Origin of the sequence: Pseudolabrys taiwanensis (genome assembly GCF_003367395.1) — a bacterium.
Lineage (GTDB): Bacteria > Pseudomonadota > Alphaproteobacteria > Rhizobiales > Xanthobacteraceae > Pseudolabrys > Pseudolabrys taiwanensis.
The window spans coordinates 5,519,925-5,541,367 of record NZ_CP031417.1 but is presented as its reverse complement, the minus strand read 5'-3'; the positions used below and the strand labels follow the sequence as shown (position 1 = coordinate 5,541,367).

At 63.7% G+C, this 21,443-nt stretch carries 22 protein-coding genes; 12 read left to right on the top strand and 10 right to left on the bottom strand.

The features are described 5' to 3' along the window. Window positions 1-65 precede the first annotated feature (65 nt). From DW352_RS26290 to DW352_RS26280, 3 genes are all read right to left on the bottom strand, one after another. Entirely contained in the window at window positions 66-572 is a 507-nt protein-coding gene (locus DW352_RS26290) for a hypothetical protein (RefSeq protein ID WP_115694107.1), read from the bottom strand. Window positions 573-671: 99 nt separating this feature from the next. Then, window positions 672-1,427, bottom strand: coding sequence for a ferredoxin reductase (locus DW352_RS26285; RefSeq protein WP_115694106.1), 756 nt, complete (start codon window positions 1,425-1,427; stop codon window positions 672-674). Continuing rightward, a complete protein-coding gene (locus DW352_RS26280; protein ID WP_425374623.1) occupies window positions 1,414-2,040 on the bottom strand; it encodes a sulfite oxidase-like oxidoreductase in 627 nt (208 codons plus the stop codon). Before DW352_RS26280 ends, DW352_RS26285 begins: the two co-directional genes overlap by 14 nt. An 87-nt stretch (window positions 2,041-2,127) precedes the next feature. Between DW352_RS26280 and DW352_RS26275 the strand changes: the two genes are divergently transcribed. From DW352_RS26275 to DW352_RS26255, 5 genes are all read left to right on the top strand, one after another. Continuing rightward, the gene (locus tag DW352_RS26275) at window positions 2,128-2,799 is read left to right on the top strand and encodes a DUF938 domain-containing protein (protein ID WP_115694615.1); all 672 of its coding nucleotides are present in this window, start codon (window positions 2,128-2,130) and stop codon (window positions 2,797-2,799) included. Between the two features lie 29 nt (window positions 2,800-2,828). Next, window positions 2,829-3,788, top strand: coding sequence for a catechol 2,3-dioxygenase (locus DW352_RS26270; RefSeq protein ID WP_115694105.1), 960 nt, complete (start codon window positions 2,829-2,831; stop codon window positions 3,786-3,788). Window positions 3,789-3,904: 116 nt separating this feature from the next. Continuing rightward, window positions 3,905-4,507, top strand: coding sequence for a VOC family protein (locus tag DW352_RS26265; protein WP_115694104.1), 603 nt, complete (start codon window positions 3,905-3,907; stop codon window positions 4,505-4,507). 58 nt (window positions 4,508-4,565) lie between these two features. Then, the gene (locus tag DW352_RS26260) at window positions 4,566-5,405 is read left to right on the top strand and encodes an aldo/keto reductase (RefSeq protein WP_115694103.1); all 840 of its coding nucleotides are present in this window, start codon (window positions 4,566-4,568) and stop codon (window positions 5,403-5,405) included. 71 nt (window positions 5,406-5,476) lie between these two features. Then, complete coding sequence (locus DW352_RS26255; RefSeq protein WP_115694102.1) at window positions 5,477-6,379, top strand: NAD(P)-dependent oxidoreductase; 903 nt, start codon at window positions 5,477-5,479, stop codon at window positions 6,377-6,379. Window positions 6,380-6,394: 15 nt separating this feature from the next. On the opposite strand, the gene DW352_RS26250 is transcribed toward DW352_RS26255, so the two are convergent. The 5 genes from DW352_RS26250 to DW352_RS26230 all read right to left on the bottom strand — a co-directional run bounded on the left by DW352_RS26250 (window position 6,395) and on the right by DW352_RS26230 (window position 11,496). Then, window positions 6,395-7,381, bottom strand: a complete 987-nt coding sequence (locus tag DW352_RS26250) for a tripartite tricarboxylate transporter substrate-binding protein (protein WP_162827215.1) — start codon at window positions 7,379-7,381, stop codon at window positions 6,395-6,397. A gap of 201 nt (window positions 7,382-7,582) precedes the next feature. Continuing rightward, window positions 7,583-8,536 (bottom strand): ABC transporter substrate-binding protein, encoded by a 954-nt coding sequence (locus DW352_RS26245; protein ID WP_115694100.1) that lies wholly within the window; start codon window positions 8,534-8,536, stop codon window positions 7,583-7,585. A gap of 117 nt (window positions 8,537-8,653) precedes the next feature. Further along, on the bottom strand, window positions 8,654-9,622 hold the full coding sequence (locus DW352_RS26240) for an ABC transporter substrate-binding protein (RefSeq protein WP_115694099.1): 969 nt from the start codon (window positions 9,620-9,622) through the stop codon (window positions 8,654-8,656). Between the two features lie 99 nt (window positions 9,623-9,721). Beyond that, window positions 9,722-10,528, bottom strand: a complete 807-nt coding sequence (locus DW352_RS26235; protein WP_162827214.1) for a class II aldolase/adducin family protein — start codon at window positions 10,526-10,528, stop codon at window positions 9,722-9,724. 77 nt (window positions 10,529-10,605) lie between these two features. Beyond that, on the bottom strand, window positions 10,606-11,496 hold the full coding sequence (locus DW352_RS26230) for a LysR family transcriptional regulator (RefSeq protein ID WP_162827213.1): 891 nt from the start codon (window positions 11,494-11,496) through the stop codon (window positions 10,606-10,608). A gap of 147 nt (window positions 11,497-11,643) precedes the next feature. Here DW352_RS26230 and DW352_RS26225 point away from each other — a divergent pair, with 147 nt between their 5' ends. The 7 genes from DW352_RS26225 (at window position 11,644) to DW352_RS26195 (ending at window position 18,055) form a co-directional block, all read left to right on the top strand. Beyond that, window positions 11,644-12,687: a uroporphyrinogen decarboxylase/cobalamine-independent methonine synthase family protein gene (locus tag DW352_RS26225; protein ID WP_115694096.1), complete on the top strand. Its 1,044-nt coding sequence runs from the start codon at window positions 11,644-11,646 to the stop codon at window positions 12,685-12,687. Between the two features lie 118 nt (window positions 12,688-12,805). Then, on the top strand, window positions 12,806-13,597 hold the full coding sequence (locus DW352_RS26220; RefSeq protein WP_115694095.1) for an ABC transporter ATP-binding protein: 792 nt from the start codon (window positions 12,806-12,808) through the stop codon (window positions 13,595-13,597). Further along, complete coding sequence (locus DW352_RS26215; RefSeq protein WP_115694094.1) at window positions 13,594-14,334, top strand: ABC transporter permease; 741 nt, start codon at window positions 13,594-13,596, stop codon at window positions 14,332-14,334. Before DW352_RS26220 ends, DW352_RS26215 begins: the two co-directional genes overlap by 4 nt. After that, window positions 14,331-15,167, top strand: a complete 837-nt coding sequence (locus DW352_RS26210; RefSeq protein WP_162827212.1) for an ABC transporter permease — start codon at window positions 14,331-14,333, stop codon at window positions 15,165-15,167. Before DW352_RS26215 ends, DW352_RS26210 begins: the two co-directional genes overlap by 4 nt. A gap of 154 nt (window positions 15,168-15,321) precedes the next feature. Continuing rightward, window positions 15,322-16,326 carry an ABC transporter substrate-binding protein gene (locus tag DW352_RS26205; protein WP_115694092.1) on the top strand — a complete coding sequence of 335 codons (1,005 nt, stop codon included), beginning with the start codon at window positions 15,322-15,324 and terminating at the stop codon, window positions 16,324-16,326. Window positions 16,327-16,375: 49 nt separating this feature from the next. Beyond that, a complete protein-coding gene (locus DW352_RS26200; protein WP_115694091.1) occupies window positions 16,376-17,383 on the top strand; it encodes an ABC transporter substrate-binding protein in 1,008 nt (335 codons plus the stop codon). Window positions 17,384-17,554: 171 nt separating this feature from the next. Further along, complete coding sequence (locus tag DW352_RS26195; protein ID WP_115694090.1) at window positions 17,555-18,055, top strand: hypothetical protein; 501 nt, start codon at window positions 17,555-17,557, stop codon at window positions 18,053-18,055. A gap of 306 nt (window positions 18,056-18,361) precedes the next feature. On the opposite strand, the gene DW352_RS26185 is transcribed toward DW352_RS26195, so the two are convergent. Together DW352_RS26185 and DW352_RS26180 are read right to left on the bottom strand one after the other, a co-directional pair. Continuing rightward, the gene (locus DW352_RS26185) at window positions 18,362-19,036 is read right to left on the bottom strand and encodes a Fe2+-dependent dioxygenase (protein WP_115694088.1); all 675 of its coding nucleotides are present in this window, start codon (window positions 19,034-19,036) and stop codon (window positions 18,362-18,364) included. A gap of 121 nt (window positions 19,037-19,157) precedes the next feature. After that, window positions 19,158-21,320: a TonB-dependent receptor gene (locus DW352_RS26180; protein WP_162827211.1), complete on the bottom strand. Its 2,163-nt coding sequence runs from the start codon at window positions 21,318-21,320 to the stop codon at window positions 19,158-19,160. Window positions 21,321-21,443 lie beyond the last annotated feature (123 nt).

Below are 21,443 nucleotides of genomic sequence, written 5' to 3'. Positions count from 1 at the left end.
CTTCTTGCCTCAAGCTCGATGCAAGGAGCCGCCGGCAACGGCGGCTTCTTTCGTTTCAGGCGCCGTTAGGTCAGCGCGACCCGCCCCAGCAACGGGCGGAACCGCATCACAGCGAGCGCGCCGAGAACGACGAAAGCTCCCAAGACGACGGCCTGGGCAATAAGAAAGGGCGGCTCCGATCCGTTTGGCGCCAGCGCATTGAGCGCACCGATCTTCTGGAACGCCTGCACCACCAGCACGAATACGTTGAGATAGAACGCGAACAAGGCCGTCACGACATAGATCCATCGCCAGGCGCCGGCGAGCTTCCGTCCGTAAAGCGCAAAGAGCGCGACGATCAGGATCAGCGACGACAAAATGCCGACGCCCAAGGCCGGCGTGAAGGCGGTGATCGGAAACAGAAAGCCGGTCACCGTGGTGAGCACCGTCGTGATCAGGAACACCGCCGTCCAGCCGGGACTCGCATTGGCTCGCAGCATCGCGAACAGCACGACGAAGCCGGCTGCAATGGCAATCAAACTGATGACGACATGCAGCAAGGTGAAGTTCTGGATCGATAGACCGAGGACCATGGCACAAGCTCCCCCCGAGAAATGGCCGGAGGCAGCCTACGCCAATACCGCGCGGTGGGCCATGTGCCGGTGGTCATACTTTAGCGACCCGGCGGAAGCCTAACGGCCAGACGGACCAAACCGCTCGGTCTTGATCAGATTGGCGGCATGACCCAACGCCCGGAGGCTCGATGCCGCCGCTTCGACCATCGGCGTCGGCCCGCACACGAAAATACGCGGCCGCGTGTCCGGCGCGAACCCTACCTCCTCAAGCATGGCGCGATCGACACGGCGGGAAAACCCGTTCCATCCTGACGGCTGCGCGCGCGTGAGCGTATGAACGACCTTCAGCGCAGCGTCCTCCGCAGCGAGCCGCTCGAGTTCTGCGCGATAGATGATGTCCGCCTCGCTGCGCGATGAATAAAGCAGCACGGCCGGGGTCCTCACGGCGGCGTCGGCGCGGGCGCGCAACATCGCCATCAACGGCACCACGCCGGATCCGCCGGCGACCAGAAACAAGGGCCCCTCGAGCGCCGCCGTCCACACAAAGTAGCCGCCGATCGGTCCGCGCAACTCGAACCGGTCGCCGACGCGCAGGTCGCCGGCGAGATAGAACGACACTTCGCCATCCTCCAGCCGCTCGACGGTCAACGCCAACGCGGCACCTGGAGCGGAGGCAATCGAATAGCTACGTTGGGCCTGGTAGCCGTCATCCGCCGTCAACCGCACATCGACGTGTTGTCCGGCTTTGTGGCCAGGCCACTCCGGCACGTCGAGCACAAGCGTACGCACGCGCGGCGTCTCGTCGATAATGTCGCGCGCCGTTGCCGTCATCCAGCGCAGCCGCGCCGGGGCCGGCGCGTCAGTCGCCGTCATAACGCTGCTCGCGCCACGGATCGCCGTAGATGTGGTAGCCGTTCTCTTCCCAGAACCCCGGCTGCTCCTCGTCAAGGAACTGGATGCGGCGAACCCACTTGGCGCTCTTCCAGAAATAGAGGTGCGGCACCAGGAGCCGCGCCGGCCCGCCGTGCTCGGGATGCAAGGCCTCGCCGTCATACAGGGTCGCGACCATCGCCTTGCCGTCGACCAGATCCTCGGACGGCACGTTGGTCGTGTAGCCGCCGTCGCAGTGGATCAGCGTGAATGGGCCCGGCGGCTCGCTCAGCCCCGCCGCTTCGAGCAGTGTGTCAAAAGAGACTCCGCGCCATTCGGTGTCGAGTTTGGACCAGGTCGTGACGCAGTGGATATCAACCACCACGTCCGTCTGCGGCAACGCATTGAACTCGGCCCAGCTCCACGCGCCAAGCGGGGTGTCGCCATCCTCCAGCGTGAACCGCCAGCCGGAGAGATCTGGTTCCGGCGTCGGCCCCGCCGAAAGCACCGGAAAGTCCGTCACCAGATGTTGGCCCGGCGGCACGCGCGCACTTTGATCGCCGCGCCCGCGGCCGCGAAAGCCGCGCGAAATGGGAGGTTCGGTCATGGTCGTCATCCAAAGGTCCGGCCGCGATCACTGTTGCCCGGCTTTGTGGCAAAGACAATATGATAAGAAGGAACGAGTATCGTGACGCGCGCAACCATGTCGAAATTCGTCGTTGAATTCGGGAAATCGGGGACGCCGGAGCCAACGCCCGACGGCCGGCTGGACGCGCCGGCTTTCCACCGCAACGCCGCGCCGATCTGGGGCACGATCGGCGGCTTCCTGGCGGAACGTTCGGGCGACCTGCTCGAGATCGGCAGTGGCACGGGTCAACACGCGGCGACCTATACCGCGCGCACCAAGCTCCGCTGGTGGCCGAGCGACATCTACGACTCGCACCTCGCGAGCATCGCCGCCTGGCGCGCGCAGGCCGGCCTCGCCAACCTCCAGGCACCGCAACGTCTCGACTTGACCGATCCGGACTGGACCTGGACGCCCGGTGGGACGCTCGCCGCGATGCTCTGCATCAACGTGCTGCACATCTCGCCCTGGCGCGTTTCGGAAAACCTTCTGTCCGGGGCGGCGCGCTTTCTCGCGCCCGATGGGCGGCTTTTCGTTTACGGGCCCTTCATGCGCGATGGGCGACATACCGCGCCGAGCAACGCCGCCTTCGATGCCTCGTTGCGCGCAGAGAACCCCGAGTGGGGCGTGCGCGACCTGGGCGCGCTGACGGACCTCGCCCACGCGGTGGGCCTAACACTCGCGGACACGATTGCCTTGCCGGCGAACAATCTCGTGCTGGTCTTCGCACGCGCCGAACGGCACAATTGAACGCACAACAAGAAGCAAGAAGGACATCAATGCAAGCCGAACCCATCATGGATATCGCCCACCTCGGCCATCTCGAACTGCTGACGCCGGTGTTCGACAAGAGCGTGCGCTTTTTCGTCGACGTCCTGGGGCTGACCATCAGCGGCGAAAAGGGCGACAGCGTCTATCTGCGCGCCTATGACGACTACGAGCGCTACTCGCTCAAGCTCACCGCGTCCGACACCAACGGCATGAAGCACGTCGCCTTCCGCACGCGCTCGCCGCAGGCGCTGGAGCGGCGCGCCGCAGCGCTCAAAGGGTCCGGCTTCGATGTCGGCTGGACCGACGGCGATCTCGGCCACGGCAAGACCTTCGTCTGCAAGGACCCTGACGGCCATGTGTTCGAGCTCTATTACGAAACGGAATGGTACGAGGCGCCGCCGGAGCTCAAGCCCTCGTTGAAGAACCAGGCGCAGCGCTTTCCCGCGCGCGGCTGCAATGTGCGCCGGCTCGACCATTTCAACGGCCTTGCCGCCGACATCTCGGCCTGCCGCAAGTTCTTCGAGGACTATCTCGGTTTCCGCCTGACCGAGCGCATCGTCATGAACGACGGCTCCGAAGCGGGCATCTGGCTCACCGCCACCAACAAGACCTACGACTTTGCCTATACGCGCGATCACACCGGCACCAAGGGCCGCTTCCATCACGTCACCTACGCGATGAATTCGCGCGAGGAGATCCTGCTCGCCGCCGACGTGTTCCTGGAGAACGGCGTGTTCATCGAGACCGGGCCGCACAAGCACGCGGTGCAGCAGACGTTCTTCCTCTATGTCTACGAGCCGGGCGGCAACCGCGTCGAGGTGGCCAACGCCGGCGCGCGGCTGATCCTGGCGCCCGACTGGAAGCCGATCACCTGGACCGAGGACGAGCGCAGGAAGGGCCAGGCCTGGGGTCTCAAGACCATCGAGTCGTTTCACACGCACGGCACGCCGGTCGTGCCGCATAAATAGCCGAGCGCACACGCCGCGTGCACCGGCGCGCGGCGTGTGCCGGTCAAAGACGCTTTACATTTAAAATAGTCGGGCTCCTAATTGGCGAGGTTGCTTTCGCTCAACGGAGACCTGCGATGAAGCGCCTTCGTTTCCGGCTGATAGCCGGTTTGGCCATTGCCTTTCTGACAGCCAGTGTCGTACCCAGCTTCTCCGGCGGCATTCCGACTGCTGCCGGCGTCGACCATATCGGCCTCACCGTTCCCGATCTCAAGCAAGGCATCGCCTTCTTCACAGACGTACTGGGTTGCGAGCACGTCTACACGGCCGGCCCCTTCAGCGATCCGAAGGGCGACTGGATGAAGGACAGCCTCGACGTCGACGCGCGCGCCGTCACGACTCTTGCCATGATGCGCTGCGGTCCCTCACAGAATATCGAGCTGTTCGAATACAGCGCCAAGGACCAGGTCAAGACGCCGCCGAAGAACAGCGACGTCGGCGGCATGCACATCGCCTTCTATGTCGAGGACTTGCCGAAGGCGGTCGAGTATCTGAAGTCGGTGCAGGGCGTGAAGGTTCTGGGCACCCCCACGCCCGTCTCGGGCCAGCCGAACGGCGGCGAGACGATCATCTACTTTCAGACCCCGTGGGGGCAGGCGATGGAACTGCTAACCTATCCCAAGGGCCTCGATTACGAGAAGACCACGAAGGCGCGCCTTTACAGCGTGCACAAGCACTGAGGGTGATGGCGCCGGCAGATGGGTTATACGCAAGCCCCGGTTTGCGTATAATCCGGTCATGCCCGCATCCATCCCCCACACCACCCTTCCCTCCGGCGCCAAGATCCCGACCTTCGGGCTCGGCACCTGGCGCATGGGCGAAGACGCGCGCCGGCGCAAGGACGAGCTCGCCGCTCTGCGCCACGGGCTCGACAGCGGCATCACGCTGATCGACACCGCCGAGATGTACGGTGACGCCGAGAGCATCGTTGGCGAGGCCATTCGGGGCCGCCGCGACGACCTGTTCATCGTCAGCAAGGTGCTGCCGGAGAACGCCACTCGCAAAGGCACGATCACCGCCTGCGAGCGCAGCCTCAAGAAGCTCAAGACCGACCGTATCGATCTTTATCTCCTGCACTGGCGCGGCTCGGTGCCGCTCGAGGAAACGATCGAAGCGTTTGCGCATCTGGTCGAGACCGGCAAGATCTGCGACTGGGGCGTCAGCAATTTCGACATCTCCGACATGGGCGAGATCTGGAAGACGCCGCAGGGCAATGGCGTCGCCGCCAACCAAGTGCTGTACAATCTCAGTCGGCGCGGCATCGAGTTCGACCTGATGCCGTGGTGCCGGAAGCACAAGGTCCCGGTGATGGCCTATTCGCCTATCGAGCAGGGTCGATTGCTCGGCAGTCCGGCCTTGCGCGACGTCGCGGAGCGCCATGGCGCAACGCCGGCGCAGGTGGCGCTGGCGTGGCTGATGCGCCACGACGATGTGGTCGTCATCCCGAAGGCGGGAACGGTCGCGCATGTCGACGAGAATCTCGCCTCGCTCGACGTCATCCTCACGCAGGACGACTTCGCTTTGCTTGACCGCGCCTTCCCGCCGCCCAGGAAGGCGCAACCGCTCGAAATGTTGTGAGCCCTGACCCGCGCCGCAAAATCATCTAATCTGCCGCGCATAAGAACACGTCGAACATCGAAGGTTAGCCCATGTCCCGTCGCAATACGCCGCGCGTTTCGTTCATCGGTTTCGGCGAGGCCGGCCAGGCCATTGCTTCGGGCCTGCGCGAGGCCGGCATCGAGCAGATCGCGGCGTGGGACATCCTGTTTCCGGAAGCGGCCGGCGCCGCGCTGAAGGCGGCCGGCGACAAGTTCGGCGTGCGGCTCGCGGCATCGGCCGCCGACGCCGTGGCTGAGACCGACATGGTCATCGCGGCGGTGACGGCGGCTTCCAGCCTCGAGGCGGCGCGGTCGGTCGCGCCACATCTGAAGGGCAACCCCTGGTATCTCGACATCAATTCGGTCTCGCCGGGCCGCAAGCAGGCGACCGCCGCCCTGCTGGAAGGCAAGGCGCGCTATATCGACGTCGCCGTGGTCGCGCCGATCCATCCGCTCAAGCACAAGACGCCGCTTCTGATCGCCGGCCCGCAGGCCGAAGAGGTGGCGCCGGTCTTGACCGAGATGGAGATGAAGCTGTCGATCGTACCCGGCCCCACCGGCCAGGCCGCCGCGATCAAGATGGTCCGTAGCGTGATGATCAAGGGCATGGAGGCGCTCGCGCTCGAATGCTTCCTGGCCGCGCAGCGCGCCGGCCTCCTGGAAGAGGTCACCGCCTCGCTCAAGAACAATTATCCCGCACTCGATTTCAAGCAGATGGCGACCTACAACATTGAGCGCATGGCGAGCCATGGCGAGCGCCGTGCCGCCGAGATGGAGGAATCGTCGGTGACCTTGCGCGAGCTCGGCCTCGAGCCGCTCATGGTCGATGCGACGGTCAAACGCCAGCGCGAGATGGGCGCGATCGGCAAGAACGAAAAGGTGCGCGCGACGCTTCACGACGACCGCGCCGTCATGCTCGAAGCCATCAGCGCCGTCGCCAAATCGCAGCTGTGATTGCCGAAGCGCCGCTTATTCCACCGCGACGAAGCCCGACGCTTTCACGACCGAGCCCCAGCGCTCGAGATCCGAACGCACGGTCGCGGTGAAGGCCTCGCTTGTCTGGACCGCCGGCTCGTTGCCGAACTTCGCCAGGCTCTCCGCATAGTCCGCCGAGCGGGCGACGTCGCTGATCGCGGCGCCGAGCGTGCGCACCGTCTCGGCCGGCGTCCGGGCCGGCGCAAAAAAGCCGAGCCACGGCTCGACGACGACGTCGAAGCCCTGCTCCTTCATCGTCGGCACGTCCGGCAGGAACCGCGAGCGCTTCTCGCCCGTGACCGCCAGGATGCGCAGTCCGCCGGATTGCGCCTGGGCCATGCTCTCGCTGATCGGGTTGATGCTCGCCGGCACATGGCCGCCGATGAGATCCTGCAAGGCCGGCGCGCCGCCGCGATAATGCACCGGCGTCATCGGAATGCCGGCCGCGTTGGCGAACATCACACCGACAAAATGCGGCGTGCCGCCGGCGGCCGTCGTTGCATAATTGGCGCTCTTCGGATTGTCGCGGCACCACTTCACGAACGCGGCAAGCGTAGTGACGTTCGCGGGCACGGCTGGCCCCACGCTGTATGACAGCATCGACTTCGCCGCCGGCGCGACCGGAACGAGGTCGCGCAGCGGGTCGTAACTCAGCGAGCGGAAGCTGTGCGGATAAAGCGTGATCGGAAAATCGGGCGTGAACAGCAGCGTGCTGCCATCGGGCTCGGCGTTCTTGACGTAGTCGACGGAGGCGCGCGCGGCCGCACCCGGCCGGTTCTCGACGATCACCGAGGACGCGAAGGGCACGCGGACCCGTTCAGCGACCAGGCGCGCGAGAACGTCCGTGCCGCCGCCGGCCGGGAAGCCGACGATGAAGCGAACGAGCCGCTTGGCATCCTCGGCCCTTGCGGCGGTTCGTCCGAACGACGCGGCCCCGGCGGCGGCCAGCATGTGTGTGAGCAACCGACGGCGGTTTTGCATCGCGGCATCTCCTCCCTTGCGCTCCCCTCGCTCATAGGCGGCGAGAGTTGAGCCCGATCCTTGGGGATCGTTATTGTTTGCAAATAATAGCATTTGCCGTCGCCGAGTCGAAGGACGAAAAAAGAAATCCTCGACGCGCAAAAAAAGGGGCCGCTGCGTGGCAGCGGCCCTTAAGTTTCAACGTGCGCCTTTTGGACGGCGCTACTTCCCCAAAGCGGGGAACGGATAGAACTCGGCCAACTGCTCTTTGGTCAGCGGCTTATCGAGGAACTTGTTGGTAACGGCGTCGCGCATGATGCCGTCGGCGTCGGACAACGCATCCGCCTGCAGCGCGGATCGCGGATGCGACTCAGGCAGCGCCTTCTTGATGAGCGCGACCGGCACTTTCATCTTTGCCGCATACATCTCGATCGCCTTCGGATCCGAATACATCCACTCGATCGCCTCGCGATAGGCCTTCATGAAGCGCTCGATGACGTCCTTCTTCTCCCTCAGCAGGTTCGCGTTGACGATCTGCACGCGCACCGTCTGATTGCGCGTCGACGGCACGGCGCTGCCGCGTGCCAGCACGCGAATCTTGCCCTCGTCGATCTCTTTCAGGCCGAACGGCGGCGAGGCCCAGCCGATATCGATCTGTCCCGACATCACCAATGTCAGCGTCGCCGGCGGGCCACCGGTCGCCGTCGGCTTAGCCTTCAGCCCAAGCTCCTTGCCGAAGCCGATGACCAGGCTGTGGGTCGACGAGCCATTGGTGGAATAGGCGATCGTCTGGCTTTCGGTCGTGTCGGCCAGCGATTTGATCGGCGAATCCGCCTTGACGTACCAATAGAGGTCGTTGCTGCCGGTGAAGGCCGGCGCCAGCATACGCACCGGCGCGCCGCGCACGAACGCGCGCATGGCGCCCGAGGTGCCCATGCCGATGCCGATATCGGCGGAGCCCGAGATCACCGCCTGCAATGTTTCTCCGGCGCCGTTGGTGCCGAAGTTCTCGAGCACGATTCCGTGCTTCTTGAAGATGCCGGCATCCTGCCCGATCAGCGTCATCTGGTTTTCCCAGGTGGTGAGCTGCCCGACCGCGACCTTCAACGTGTCGTCGGCCAGGACCGGAGCATTCAGCGCGGCCAGCGTCGCCATGGCGGCGAGGATCCGGCGCATTGGGTCAATCTCCTATCCCTTTGACCCAAGCGGCATACGCAAGCGGGCCGCCCCGCGTCAAGGGCGGCCCGTCGCTGCATTGCAATAGAGAACTTACTTCTCCGCGCGAAGAACGATCTATTTCTTGCGCGGCGGCGTGACGATGAGCTCCGAGAGCTGCTCTTTGGTGAGCGGCTGGTCCAGGTATTTGAGCTTCACCGCATCGCGCACCGCACCGTCGAGGTCGGCGAATTTGTCGCTCTGGATGGCTTGGCGCGGCTGGAACTTCTCCATCGACTCCTTGAGGACCTCGACCGGCTGATTGACCTTTTTGGAGTACATCTCGAGCGCCTTCGGGTCGTCGTACATCCAATCAACGGCCTCGCGGTAGGCCTCCATGAAGCGCAGGATGGCGTCGCGCTTCGTGTTCCAGGCATTCAAGTTGACGATCAGCGTCCGCACCGTCTGACCGCGCAGCGACGGCACTTCATTGCCGCGCGCCAGGATGCGGATCTTGCCTTCCTTCAGCTCGCGCAGACCGAACGGGGGCGACGCCCAGCCGATATCGACCTGACCGGACATGACAGCCGTCAGCGTGCCCGGCGGGCTGCCTGTCGCCACAGGCTTGGCCTTGGAGCCGAGTTCCTCGCCGAAGGCGACGACGATGTTGTGCGACGACGAGCCGTTGGTCGAATAGGCGATCGTGTTGCTCGAGGTCGTGTCCTTCAGCGATTGCAGCTTGGAATCCGCCTTCACGTACCAATAGAGGTCGCTCGTGCCGGTGAAGGCCGGAGCGAGGATGCGGATCGGCGCGCCTTTCGAGAAGGCGCGCATGACGCCGGCCGCGCCGGCGCCGCCGCCGATGTCGGCCGAACCCGAGATGACTGCCTGGATCGTCTCGCCAGCGCCGGCTGTGCCGACCACCTCGAGCGTGAGGCCGTGCTTCTTGAAGATGCCGGCATCCTGGCCGAGCGTCGGCGGCTGGTTCTCCCAGTTGTTGATCTGGCCCATCGCCACCTTGAGCGTGTCCTCGGCCGCGGCCGGATGGGCGAAGGCGACGGGTAGCGCGACAACGAATGCTGCCGCCAACGATGTAAATGTCTTCATTGCGTTCCTCCGTAGTATCTTTTCTTTTATTGAAGCTATTAAAGCGCCCCACGAGCGGCGGCATTGAACACCGCGCGCCGCCCGTGGGGAAAGCTTAAATTAGCGGCGCTTCTTCTTGGACTTCACCGGCGCCGCCTTCTTGGCCGCCGGCTTGGCGCGCGCAGCGGCCTTCGCAGGCGGCAATCCGCCACCGGCGTTTTCGACGCGCATCGACCAGTATTCCCAGGCGCGAGCGAGACCCGTGGTCGAGGTCCCGATCTTGCTGGAGATTTCCGTTTCACCCGGTGAAAGCGTGTCGATCCGGTCACCGATGGTCATCGACTGGACCTGATAGGCGGCGTTGCGATCGGAGTAGATGGTGCGGAAGACGCAGTCGCCGACGGTGGTGCCGACAGCGGTCACGCCGTGCCGGTTCATCAGCACCATCCAGTGCTGACCGAGCGCGCGCGCCAGCGAGGCGCCCTCCTCCGGCTTCACCACCAGCATGTTGGTGTCGCCGAATTCGTCATGCTGGTCCCAATACGGCGGCTTGATGCCCCCGACCGCGCCGAGATGGAAGACGGGCATGTAGTCCGTCCGCGTCGCCAGCAGCGGCATGAAGGCGGGCGAATGGTGATGGCACACCGACATCACGTCGGGACGCGCCTTGTAGATTTCACCGTGGATGACGCGCTCCGAATACTGCGAAACCGACGGCGGCTTGATCGGCTGCGAGTCGAGATCGTACTCGATAAGATCTTCCGGCCGCACCAATTGCGGCGCGCGCGAGCGCGACAGGAAGTAGCGGTTCGGATTGTCGGGATGCCGCATGCTGACGTGCCCGAAAGCGTCGAGCACGCCCTCGTTGGCGACAATGCGGTTCGCAAGCGCGAGTTCGCGGAGGGCTTCGGCGAGCGACGGGGCCACTATGTTTTCCTCTTCCTGGTAAAAATGACAGTATACGGTAGAAGCCAAGCGACCATTAGAACCGCCCGTGCTCCCATTCAAGCCCTCCGAAGCGCCGCCGCCTCGGTTCGCAGTGCAGCAACAAAGCGCGCCGCCAGCGGCGATAATGGCTGAGCCCGCCGCGTGCGCAGCACGATTTCACGCACGAAGTGCGGCTTTGCCAGCGGAATGCCGATCAGCCGTCCCGACGCCAGTTCCAGCTTCATCAAATGCGGCGACGAGATTGTGACGCTGTCGGTGCGCAGCACCAGCGATCGCAGTGCAAGCACCGAATTGGTCGTCACATAGCTCGCCGGCCAAGCGATATCCCAGGCGGTGAATAACGCCTCGATGTGGCGCCACATCGCCGTATGGGCGCTCGGAAACACCCATCGCACATCGCTGAGTTCCTTGAGCGTGACCCGACGCCGCCGCGCCAGCGGATGGCCGCGCCGCACCATGACGACCGGGACATCGCTGAGCAGCGTTTCGCACACGACGTCGGGCGCATCCGTCTCGGCACCGGCGGGGCTGACGATGACGTCAAAGGCCCCCGTGCGCAGGCCGTGCATGAGCTGGTCGTCCGGACGTTCCTCGACTTGAACACGCACATTCGGGCTCTTGCGCTCGACCGTGGCGATCGCGTTCGGCACGAGATCGACACACGCGAGCGGCGACGCACCGATCGTCAACTGCCCTTCCAATCCCTGCCGCCGTAGCCGCACATCGTCGTTTGCCCGCGCGAGCAAAGCCGCGAGCGCCTGCGCATGGGTCGTGAGCAAGCGGCCGTATTCGGTCAGCGCCGCGCCGCCGCGGCCGCGCTCCAGCACGCGCACGCCAAGCGCCTTCTCCAGCAGCGCCATGCTGTTCGACAGCGCCGGCTGCGACACGCGGCGCGCCGCCGCCGCTTTCGTGAACGAACCGGTCTCGGCGATGCTCAGCAATTCCATAAGCCGCTTAGGATCGAGGGTCATAATCTCAAATTATGGAAAGCGCCATTGTTCATATTGGACATGATCGCCGTCCCGGCGTCAATTTGCGCGTCAGCAGGGCAGCGTCTGAACCGCCCGCGAGGAAACGACACGAAGGAGACGAGAATGACCGCGCGCAACGTATATCTGGTCGGCAGCGTGCCGATGGCCGACGCGGCCACCGTGTTCGAGACCGTGAGCGCGGCGCTCGGCCCGACGCTCCTCACCTTGCCGGACGGCGAAACCGGGGAGCGGATCGACTGGATCACCTGGCTGGAGCCGATATTCCGGGACAACCCGGCCTTCGAGCTGTCGCCCGAGACCTTTCAACTGCACGGCAAGGCCGCCAAGCATCGCCGCTATCAGCTCAAACCGGGCGTCTCCATCAAGGACGTTCGCTTCGACAACCTGTTCTATGCCGATATCGCGAAGAAGTCGTACGCCACCTTCGCGGCGCTGAAACGCGCGGGCAAGATCCCGCCGCAGGTGAAGTTCCAGATCGACCTCGTGCCCGCGCATTCGGTCATCTGGCTGTTCGTGCAGGAGGACCTGCAACGCGACATCGATCCGATCTACAACGATGCCGTGCTGCGCGAGATCGACAAGATCGCCGCCGCGCTGCCGCACGACGACATCGCCATCCAGTTCGACATTGCTTCCGCGGTCTTTGCCCGGCTCGAGCGAGACCAGCCCACGCCCTATGGCAACACCAAGGAGGAGATGCAGGAAACCTTCTCCAAGATCGTCGTCAGATTGGCGGACCACGTGCCCGCCGACATCGACCTGCTGTTTCACTTTTGTTACGGCGATGCCGGCCATCGCCACGTCATCGAGCCAACAGATATGGGTGACATGGTCGACTATGCGAACCGCTTGGCGGGACAGCTCAAGCGCCAGATCGCGCAGATACACATGCCGGTACCGCGAGACCGGTCCGATGCCGCCTACTTCGCGCCGTTGCAACGGCTCGAGCTCGCACCGACGACGCGGCTGTGTCTCGGTCTGGTCCACTACACCGATGGCATCGATGGGACGAAGCGGCGGCTTGAAGCCGCAAAACAATTCGTGCGCAATTTCGGCGTCGCCACCGAATGCGGCTTCGGCCGGCGCGATCCCAAGACGATCCCCGACCTGCTGCACCTTCACGCGCAAGCCGCGCAGCTTGGTTGAGAGCTTGTTTGCGTTGCCGCAAAAGCGGGATGTGTCCCACATCACAGGACACGATTTGTATCGGCGCGCGCTGTGACTGCTTGACAGACGCGCGCCGTTGGGGAGGCTTCATGTCATCATGAACGCGCCCGCCCAAATCATCGTCGACAACGTCAACCACATGTACCGGCCGCCGGTCGGACGGGAGGTCTTGGCGCTCGACCAGATATCGCTTTCCGTCTCCAACCGTGAATTCCTCGCGCTGCTCGGCCCCTCCGGCTGTGGCAAGTCGACACTGCTTTATCTGATCGGCGGTTTCCTGCCGGTCGAGATCGGCAGCATCACGGTCGACGGCAAAAAAGTCACCGCGCCTGGCCCCGACCGCGGCATCGTCTTCCAGCACTTCGCGCTGTTCCCGTGGAAGACGGTGCGCGGTAACGTTCTCTACGGCCTCGAACGCCAGGGCATGCAGAAAGCCGAGCGCGAGGCGCGCGCGCAACAATACATCGATCTCGTCGGCCTGTCGGGTTTCGAGGACAGCTATCCCTCACAACTGTCAGGCGGCATGAAGCAGCGCGCCGCGATCGCCCGCACTTTGGCTTTCGATCCGAAGATCCTGCTGATGGACGAGCCGTTCGGCGCGCTCGACGCGCAGACGCGCGGCCTGATGCAGCGTGAGTTGCTGTCGATTTGGCAGCGCACGCCGAAGACGGTGATCTTCGTCACTCACGACGTGCAGGAGGCGGTCTATCTCGCCGACCGCGTCGCGGTGATGTCGGCGCGGCCGGGCCGCATCAAGACCATCGTCGACACAAAGTTCGACAAGAACGATCCCGATATTTTCAAGAACAGTTTCTTCGTCGACAAAGTCGACGAGCTCTGGAACCTGGTGAAGGAAGAGGCCGCGAAGGCGCAGGGCGTCAAGCGATGAAGGCGTTCATCCGTTACAGTCCCCTGCTCATCCTCGCCGCCGCGTGGGAGCTGTCCTCGCGGCTCGGCCTCGTCTCGCCACTGGCCCTGCCGCCTCTGTCCGACGTCGTCTCGGCCTGGATCGACATGATCAAGGATGGCGAGCTTGTGACCAACGGCGTCACCTCGATCTACCGCGCCTTCGCCGGGCTCGCCCTAGCCGTCGTCATCGGCGGCGTGCTCGGCATTGCCATGGCTTGGTTCAAGCCGGTCAACGTTCTCCTCGCGCCGATCGTCGAGATCTTCTATCCGCTGCCGAAATCCGCGCTGATCCCCGTGACGGTGATCTGGCTCGGCTTCGGCGACGGCTCGAAGATCCTGCTCATCTTCCTCGGCTGCATGCTGCCGGTCACCATCGGCGCCTTCAACGGCGCGCGCTCGAGCGAGCGCCATCTCGTCTGGTCGGCGCGCAGCATGGGCGCAAGCCGACTGCGCATGTTGTGGGACGTCGTCGTGCCGAGCGCGATGCCGGAGTTGCTCAACGGCATCCGCACCGCGCTCGCATTGTCCTTCATCCTGCTGGTATCGTCCGAATTGATCGTTGCGCAGAAGGGCTTCGGCTACCTGATCGGCTCGCTCGGCGCCAACGGCACATACGATGCCATGTACGCGGTCGTCTTCACCGTGGCCTTCCTCGGCTTCGCCGCCGACCGCGTCTATCTCCTGATCACCAAGCGGGCTCTGGCATGGCGGGCATGAACGGCACGACAATCGCCGAAGCGCCGAACGGCTTCCCCGAAAAGGCCGCGCGCTTCGCCTATCGCGTGGCCTGGGGCTTCGCCCGCGTCTTTTCGGTCCTGGTGTTGCTCGCGGCCTGGGAATGGCTCGCGACGAGCGGCACCTTCACGCCCTTCCAATTGCCGGCCTTGAGCAAGGTGCTGGTCCGAATCTGGGCCGACATCACCACGGGCGATTTCTTCATCAACACCGGCCTCACGCTCTACCGCGCTCTCGCCGGCTTCCTCATCGCCGCGGTCGGCGGCGTTCTCCTCGGCATGGCGATGTCGCGCTTGCGCGTCGCGCGCTGGTTCTTCGATCCGATCATCTCGATCGGTTTTCCGATGCCGAAGATCGCCTTCCTGCCGGTGATCATTCTGTGGCTCGGCGTCTACGACGTTTCCAAGATCACCATGATCGTGTTCGATGCGATCTTCCCGGTGGTCGCCGCCACCATCGTCGGTATCCAGGGCGTCGAGCGCGAGCTGCTGTGGTCGGCGCGTAACATGGGCGCCAAGGAACGCGAGGTGCTGTGGCAGGTGGTGCTGCCCGCAGCCTTACCGCAAATCATGACCGGCTTTCAGGTTGCGTTGCCGTTGTCTCTGATCGTCGCCGTCGTCACGGAAATGCTGATGGGCGGCTATGGCCTCGGCGGCGCAATGATGACGGCTTCGCGCTTTGCAAATTCCGTCGGCGTATTCGCCGGCATCGTCGAGATCGCCGTGGTCGGCTATCTGATGGTCAAGGCCATGGCGATCCTGCGCCGTCGTCTGCTGATCTGGCATCCGGAAGCGCACGATCCGTCGACGGCATAACGCTTAAAGGCGATCCGGGAACGTGTACCGGATCGCGGGCGCGGCACGCTCTGGCGCTTGCCAAAGTCGGTTGGACCTCCGACAATCTATCAAGGGTTTATGGCGCAGCCTGCCGGCCCTAAAGCGCAGGCGCGCCAACGTCTGGGAGGACGCCATGCGATTTCTGAAATGCGCCTTGTTCGCTCTTTGCGCCGCCGGTCTGATGACCGTGTCCGCGCGCGCTGCGGAACCGGTCAAGATCCGGCTGTCGTGGGTGGTGCCGGTGTCGAACTGGGCCTCCATGATCGAGCAGAAGAAGGATCTCGCCAAGCACCTCGGCAAGTCCTACACGCTCGAGATCATCCGCTTCGCCGGCACGCCGCCGATGATCACCGCGCTCGCCAATAACGAGCTGGAAGTCGCCAACCTCACTTATCCGACCTTGCCGCTCGCGATCCAGAACGCCGGCATGGACGATCTGCGCGTCATCTCCGACGAATTCCAGGACGGCAACAAGGGCTACTACAGCAACGAATACATGGTGGCCAAGGACAGCCCCATCAAAACCGTTGCCGACCTCAAGGGCAAAGTGCTGGCCACCAATGTCGCCGGCAGCGCCGTCGACGTGGCGATGCGTGCGATGCTGCGCAAGTCCAAGCTCGAAGACAAACGCGACTATACGATCATCGAGGCGCCGTTCCCGACGATGGGCGCGATGCTGGCGCAGAAGAAGGCGGATCTCATCACCGCCGTGCTGCCCTTCTCGCTCAATCCCGATCTGCGCAAGGCCACGACCACCTTGTTCAATACCCGGGACGCGATGGGCGTGACGCAATTCTCGATGTGGGTGGCGCGCAAGGGCTTCATCGACAAGAACCGCGCGGCGATGGTCGATTTCATGGAAGACTCGCTGCGCATCGTGCGCTGGTACCTCGACCCGGCGAACCATAAAGAGGTGATGGAGATCTGCGCCAAGATCACCAAACAGCCCGCCGAGCGCTTCGACTGGGTCTTCACCAACAAAGACAATTATCGCGATCCCAACATGATGCCCGATTTGAAGACGTTGCAGAACAACGTCGACACGGTACGCGATCTCGGCTTCATCAAGGATCGGATCGATATCGCGGCTCATGCCGATTTGAGCCTCGTCCAGGAAGCCGCCAAGCGCTTTAAATAAGCGGCGAGAAAAGCCGGCCAAAACATGCCGGCGCCAGAGGGAGGATGAAATGCGTCTTGCGAAGCTCGCGGCGGCGTGCATCTGCGCGCTGCCTTTGCTCGGCATTGGCATCGCCAACGCGGCCGAGCCTGTGAAGATCCGCATGTCGTGGGTGGCCCCGGTATCGAACTGGGCGTCCATCATTCTGGAAAAGAAGGACCTGGCCAAGCATTTCGGCAAGTCCTACACGATCGAGTCCGTGCGCTATCAGGGCACGCCGCAGATGATCACGGCGATCGCCAATAACGAACTGGAAGTCTCGAACCTCGCCTACTCCTCGCTCGCCATCGCCATCGAGAATGCCGGTCTCGACGACATCCGCGTCATCGCCGACGAATTTCAGGACGGCGTGCCCGGCTACTACAGCACGAAGTTCTACGTGCGGAAGGACTCGGGCATCAGCAAGATCGAGGACATCAAGGGCAAGGTCGTCGGCACCAATGGCGGCGGCAGCGCCGTCGACGTCGCGCTGCGCGCCGCGTTGAAGAAGCACGGCCTCGAAGAGAAGCGCGACTACACCATGCTGGAAGGGCCACTGCCGGCGATGCCGGCCATGCTGTTCGAGAAGAAGGTCGACCTCATCCCGGTCGTGCAGCCCTTCTCACTCAATCCCAAGCTCAACGAGGAGGGTAAGGTCCTGTTCGAGCAGCGCGACGCCCTCGGCGTGACGCAGATGATCGCGTGGACGGCGCGCAAGTCCTTCATCGACAAGAACCGCGCGGCGCTGGTCGACTTCATGGAGGACATGCTGCGCATCACGCGCTGGTTCACCGATCCGAAGAACCACGCGGAGGTGGCGCAGATCGCCTCCAAGCTGACCAAGCAACCGGCAGATCGTTTCGGCTGGTTGTTCACCAAACAGGACACGTTCCGCGATCCCAATCTGATCCCGAACGTCGAGGCCCTGCAGCGCAACGTCGACACCACGCGGGAGATGGGCTTCATCAAGAAGCCGCTCGATATCAAGAAATACGTCGATTTGAGCCTGGCCCAAGAGGCCGCCAAGCGTCTCCAGTAATTCGGTACCGCCACCACATCTAGCGTATAGGCCCTGGCGCACGTGTGCCGGGGCCTATTTGTTGGGGCCCTCCCGGCTCGGTCGCAGATGGTTAATTTTCACTTTACAAATATGGTTAATAAAGAAAAAATAAGGCAGTTCTTTCACTTACATGGTTAACGGGGCATCATCATGAAGAACTTGTGCAAGGCGTACTTCGGCGCCCTGCTGGCCATCGGCCTGGCGGGCATGATCCTCCCAGACATTGCGGCAGCGCAGGATCGTTGGGATCCAGTCTGCAACTGCCGCCGTCCGGACTACCAATACAACACGCGCAGAGTCGTTCGCACCGCGCCGGTCGTAAACACCCGCACGCGCGTCGTCGATCACACCAACGTCGTCAACCGCACCAGGCTCGTGCAGGAAAACCGGCTGGTGGTTCACGTCCGCCCGGTGATCAACCGCACCGTCGTCGTGCATCGCCAGAACACGGTCGTGCGCAACATCACGCTGCGCAAGGTCAACACCACCAATCGCGTCGAGGCGGTCTATCGCAGCGAAACCGTCAACCGCTATGTGCCGGGCGCGACCCGCGTCGTGAACGAGACGCGCATGGTCCGCGGCGTGAACTGCAATTGCGGCCCGGAGAGCGGCCGCCGCTACGGCGGCGAAGTGGTCTCCTATCGCTACTGAGTTCTCTCATTCGCCTCGGCGACCAAGAAGCCGCCCCACCCTGCCGGTGGGGCGGCTTTTTTGTTTTCTCCGCTCGCCCCCGCGAAAGCGGGGGCCCAGCGCAACGGCGCAAATCTGCAAGGTCCCGCAGCGTTGCCGCCTTCGCGAGAGGGAGCCGAGGTCGCCCGTAGCGTAAGGCGCCAGCAAATCGATGACCTTGATGCCGGTGACGAGAATCCGCGCTTCCGTCGACTGCTCTGTCTAGGCCGGAGCGGGCTGGTGGATGGCGCGGCGAACTGGAACGCCGCGAGAGCTTCTAAAAGCCCGTCACACCTCGGCCCATTGGCGCAGGAGGTTGTGATAGACCGCCGTCAGTTCGACGACGCTCGGATGCTGCGGGTGGTCGCGCGTCAGCTTGATGATGGCCATGTCCATGTCGAACAGCAGCGCGCGCTTGCTTTCATCGCGGATCATGCTCTGCGTCCAGAAGAACGAGGCGATGCGCGAGCCGCGCGTGATCGGCGTAACGTGATGCAGCGACGTCGCCGGATAGACGATCATATCGCCGGCCGGCAGCTTCACCGCATGGGCGCCGTAGGTGTCCTCGACGACAAGCTCGCCGCCGTCATATTCATCCGGCTCCGAAATGAACAACGTCGACGACACGTCCGTACGCAGCCGCATGCCGGCGACCGAACGGATCGCGTTGTCGACATGCGAGCCGAAGGTCATGCCGGCGTCGTAGCGGTTGAACAGCGGCGGATAGACCTGCTTGGGCAGCACCGCCGACATGAACAGATTGCTGCGCGCGAGCGCGCCGAGCACCATCTCGCCGAGTTCGCGCGCCTCTGGCGAGCCTTCCGGGAGTTGGAGATTGTTTTTCACCTGAACCGACTGATGGCCCGCCGTGGCGCGGCCGTCGACCCAGCCTGCCTTTTCCATGACGGCGCGGCAGCGCGCCACCTGCTCGGCGTTCAACACGTTCGGGACATGGACCATCATGGCATCACCTCAACACCACCGTTCAACCGCACGCGCAACCCGAAAGCAAGCGCCCCCGCCTCTCCGATGCATGGAGAAGCGAGGGCGCCACTGCTGGAGGTTCGTCGCAGCAGCGTGTCTGCTACCAGCGGGTCCGCAGCGACAGGGTCGCATAACGGCCGGCCGCCGGGACGGCATGACCGCCGTAGTACTGGGCGTAATAAAGCTCGTCCGTCAGGTTATAGATGTTGAGCTGCAGCACCATCTTCGGGTTGATCTTGTAGCTCGTCATCACGTCGAAGCGCCAATAGCTCGGCACATACTCGGTGTTCACGTCGTTGGCGTAGGCCTTGTCCTGGTAGAAGGCGCCGCCGCCGACCGTCCAATCCGACGTCACGTCGTAAGTCGTCCAGAGCGTGAAGTTGTTCGGCGGCGTGTTCGGCACCTGGTTGCCCAGACGGTCGAGCTGCGTCGTATTGCGGATCTCCGACCGCAAATGCGAATAGCCGACCAGGATGTTCCACTTGTCGGTGACTTTGCCGGCGACGCCCAACTCGATGCCTTCGATACGCGCTTCACCCTGCAGCGCGTAAATGGTCGTGCTCAGCGGATCGACCGGCACGCGCATGTTCGTCTTGTCGTTGCGGAAAACGGAGCCGGTCAGGCTGAGCCGTTCCTTGAGCACGTCGACTTTCACGCCGGCTTCGGTCGTCACCGACTTCTCGGGATCCAGCAGCACGCTGTTGGTGCCGGTCGCCGACAGCGAACCGTACTCCGCCGATGGATTGAACGAGTTGCCGTGCGTTATGTAGATGCTGGCGTTCTCGACCGGATGGAAGACGCCGCCGAAACGCCAGCTCAACAGGTTGTCGGTCCGCGAGAGCTGCGTCGGAGCACTTTCATAATCGGTCTTGAAGCTGTCGTAGCGCAGCGCGCCGAGGACGTCGAAGTACTTGTTGATCTTGATCTGATCCGACGCGTAGAGCGCCACCGTGTTCTGCGTCGTCTGGTTCGGCGTCCCGTAGCCCGGGAAGGTGCCGTCCGGCGCGCCCGAATCGGGCGTCCACAAGCTGGTGCGGCAGACCGGCGAGCCGCTGCTCGCCGCCTGATAGCAAAGATTGGCGCGCTGCTGCCAGCGCGTCTCGCGCGACAATTCCATACCGGCTGAAAGCGTGTGCTTCAGACCGAACGTTTCAAACTTAAGCAGAGCGTCGGTCTGGTTGACGAGGAAGGTATTGTCAGTGTCGGTTTCGAAATGCTGCCGACCGATCGTCATCTGCGATTCCGGATAGCCGACAGGAATCGTCGAGCTCCCCGTCGCCGTATTCAGCGTGCGCGGCGCCGTCGGTCGCGCCATACGATCGACCGCGATATAGCGCGTCGTATTCGCGAGCGTGAACGCTTCGTTGAAGCGATGCTCGATCTTACCCGTCAAGATATGGGTATTGGTCTGCACCAGGTCCTTGAGATCGCCGGTGGCAAAGCCGTACCAATTGCTGCGGGGCACATCGACCGGCGTTACGGCCGTGCCGTTGCCGTTGTAGCCGCCCGTGCGTGAGCCGGTGGCCGCGTTGGTGGTCGGCGTCGGCCGCCACGGCACGCCGTAGTCCGGCACGCTTTCCTCGCCCTGATAGATATAAGCGAGCGTCGCTTTGGTGCTCTCGTCGATATCGACGACGAAGGACGGCGCCACGCCCCAGCGCTTGGTGAAAATGTTGTCGCGCGCGGCGGTGTCGAGATCTTGCGCCATCACGACGACACGACCGGCGATATTGCCGACCTTGCCGGCGGCGTCGCCATCGACGCGGAAGCCGCCCGCGGACGAGCCGGTCGCCGTCGTTTCAGCGAAGCTCGAGCCGTTGGCGAGCTTGGAAACGTTGTTGATGGCGCCGCCGGTGGCACCGCGGCCGAAGGCGAAGGCCGACGGACCCTTGTAGACCTCGACCCGCTCGACCGGAAACAGGTCGCGCGTGTACCAGCCCGGATCGCGCAGGCCGTCGCGGAAGATATCGCCGCGCGCCGACTGGCCGTTGATAATGGGGCTGTCGCCCTGCTGACCGCCTTCGCCGGCGCTGAAGGTGATGCCGGGCACGTTGCGCAGCGCCTCCTCCATCGTCGTGGCGCGCTGTTCCTGAATGACCTGCTGGGTGACGACGTTCACGGTCTGCGGCGTATCGCGCAGCGGCGTCGGCAGGCGCATGATCGATTGTTGGGTCGCCTGGTAACCGCCGCCCTGTTCGCCGCTGACGTCAATCGTCGGCAGTTGAAGGCTCTCCTGCGCCACCGCGGTGGAAGCAGCGACCAAGGAAGCGACGCTGACGGCGGTGCGCAATACCGCGCGGCTTGAGATGTAGCCGCCCCGTTCGCCAACGTTCGATCGGATGAGCTCTGGAATAGTTTGGCCGTTGCCGGCCGATACATGACGAAT

Coding starts and splice junctions, on each gene's coding strand:
- DW352_RS26290 (WP_115694107.1), bottom strand. CDS start 572: ATGGTCCTCGGTCTATCGATCCAGAACTTCACCTTGCTGCATGTCGTC.
- DW352_RS26285 (WP_115694106.1), bottom strand. CDS start 1,427: ATGACGGCGACTGACGCGCCGGCCCCGGCGCGGCTGCGCTGGATGACG.
- DW352_RS26280 (WP_425374623.1), bottom strand. CDS start 2,040: ATGACGACCATGACCGAACCTCCCATTTCGCGCGGCTTTCGCGGCCGC.
- DW352_RS26275 (WP_115694615.1), top strand. CDS start 2,128: ATGTCGAAATTCGTCGTTGAATTCGGGAAATCGGGGACGCCGGAGCCA.
- DW352_RS26270 (WP_115694105.1), top strand. CDS start 2,829: ATGCAAGCCGAACCCATCATGGATATCGCCCACCTCGGCCATCTCGAA.
- DW352_RS26265 (WP_115694104.1), top strand. CDS start 3,905: ATGAAGCGCCTTCGTTTCCGGCTGATAGCCGGTTTGGCCATTGCCTTT.
- DW352_RS26260 (WP_115694103.1), top strand. CDS start 4,566: ATGCCCGCATCCATCCCCCACACCACCCTTCCCTCCGGCGCCAAGATC.
- DW352_RS26255 (WP_115694102.1), top strand. CDS start 5,477: ATGTCCCGTCGCAATACGCCGCGCGTTTCGTTCATCGGTTTCGGCGAG.
- DW352_RS26250 (WP_162827215.1), bottom strand. CDS start 7,381: ATGCAAAACCGCCGTCGGTTGCTCACACACATGCTGGCCGCCGCCGGG.
- DW352_RS26245 (WP_115694100.1), bottom strand. CDS start 8,536: ATGCGCCGGATCCTCGCCGCCATGGCGACGCTGGCCGCGCTGAATGCT.
- DW352_RS26240 (WP_115694099.1), bottom strand. CDS start 9,622: ATGAAGACATTTACATCGTTGGCGGCAGCATTCGTTGTCGCGCTACCC.
- DW352_RS26230 (WP_162827213.1), bottom strand. CDS start 11,496: ATGGAATTGCTGAGCATCGCCGAGACCGGTTCGTTCACGAAAGCGGCG.
- DW352_RS26225 (WP_115694096.1), top strand. CDS start 11,644: ATGACCGCGCGCAACGTATATCTGGTCGGCAGCGTGCCGATGGCCGAC.
- DW352_RS26220 (WP_115694095.1), top strand. CDS start 12,806: ATGAACGCGCCCGCCCAAATCATCGTCGACAACGTCAACCACATGTAC.
- DW352_RS26215 (WP_115694094.1), top strand. CDS start 13,594: ATGAAGGCGTTCATCCGTTACAGTCCCCTGCTCATCCTCGCCGCCGCG.
- DW352_RS26210 (WP_162827212.1), top strand. CDS start 14,331: ATGAACGGCACGACAATCGCCGAAGCGCCGAACGGCTTCCCCGAAAAG.
- DW352_RS26205 (WP_115694092.1), top strand. CDS start 15,322: ATGCGATTTCTGAAATGCGCCTTGTTCGCTCTTTGCGCCGCCGGTCTG.
- DW352_RS26200 (WP_115694091.1), top strand. CDS start 16,376: ATGCGTCTTGCGAAGCTCGCGGCGGCGTGCATCTGCGCGCTGCCTTTG.
- DW352_RS26195 (WP_115694090.1), top strand. CDS start 17,555: ATGAAGAACTTGTGCAAGGCGTACTTCGGCGCCCTGCTGGCCATCGGC.
- DW352_RS26185 (WP_115694088.1), bottom strand. CDS start 19,036: ATGATGGTCCATGTCCCGAACGTGTTGAACGCCGAGCAGGTGGCGCGC.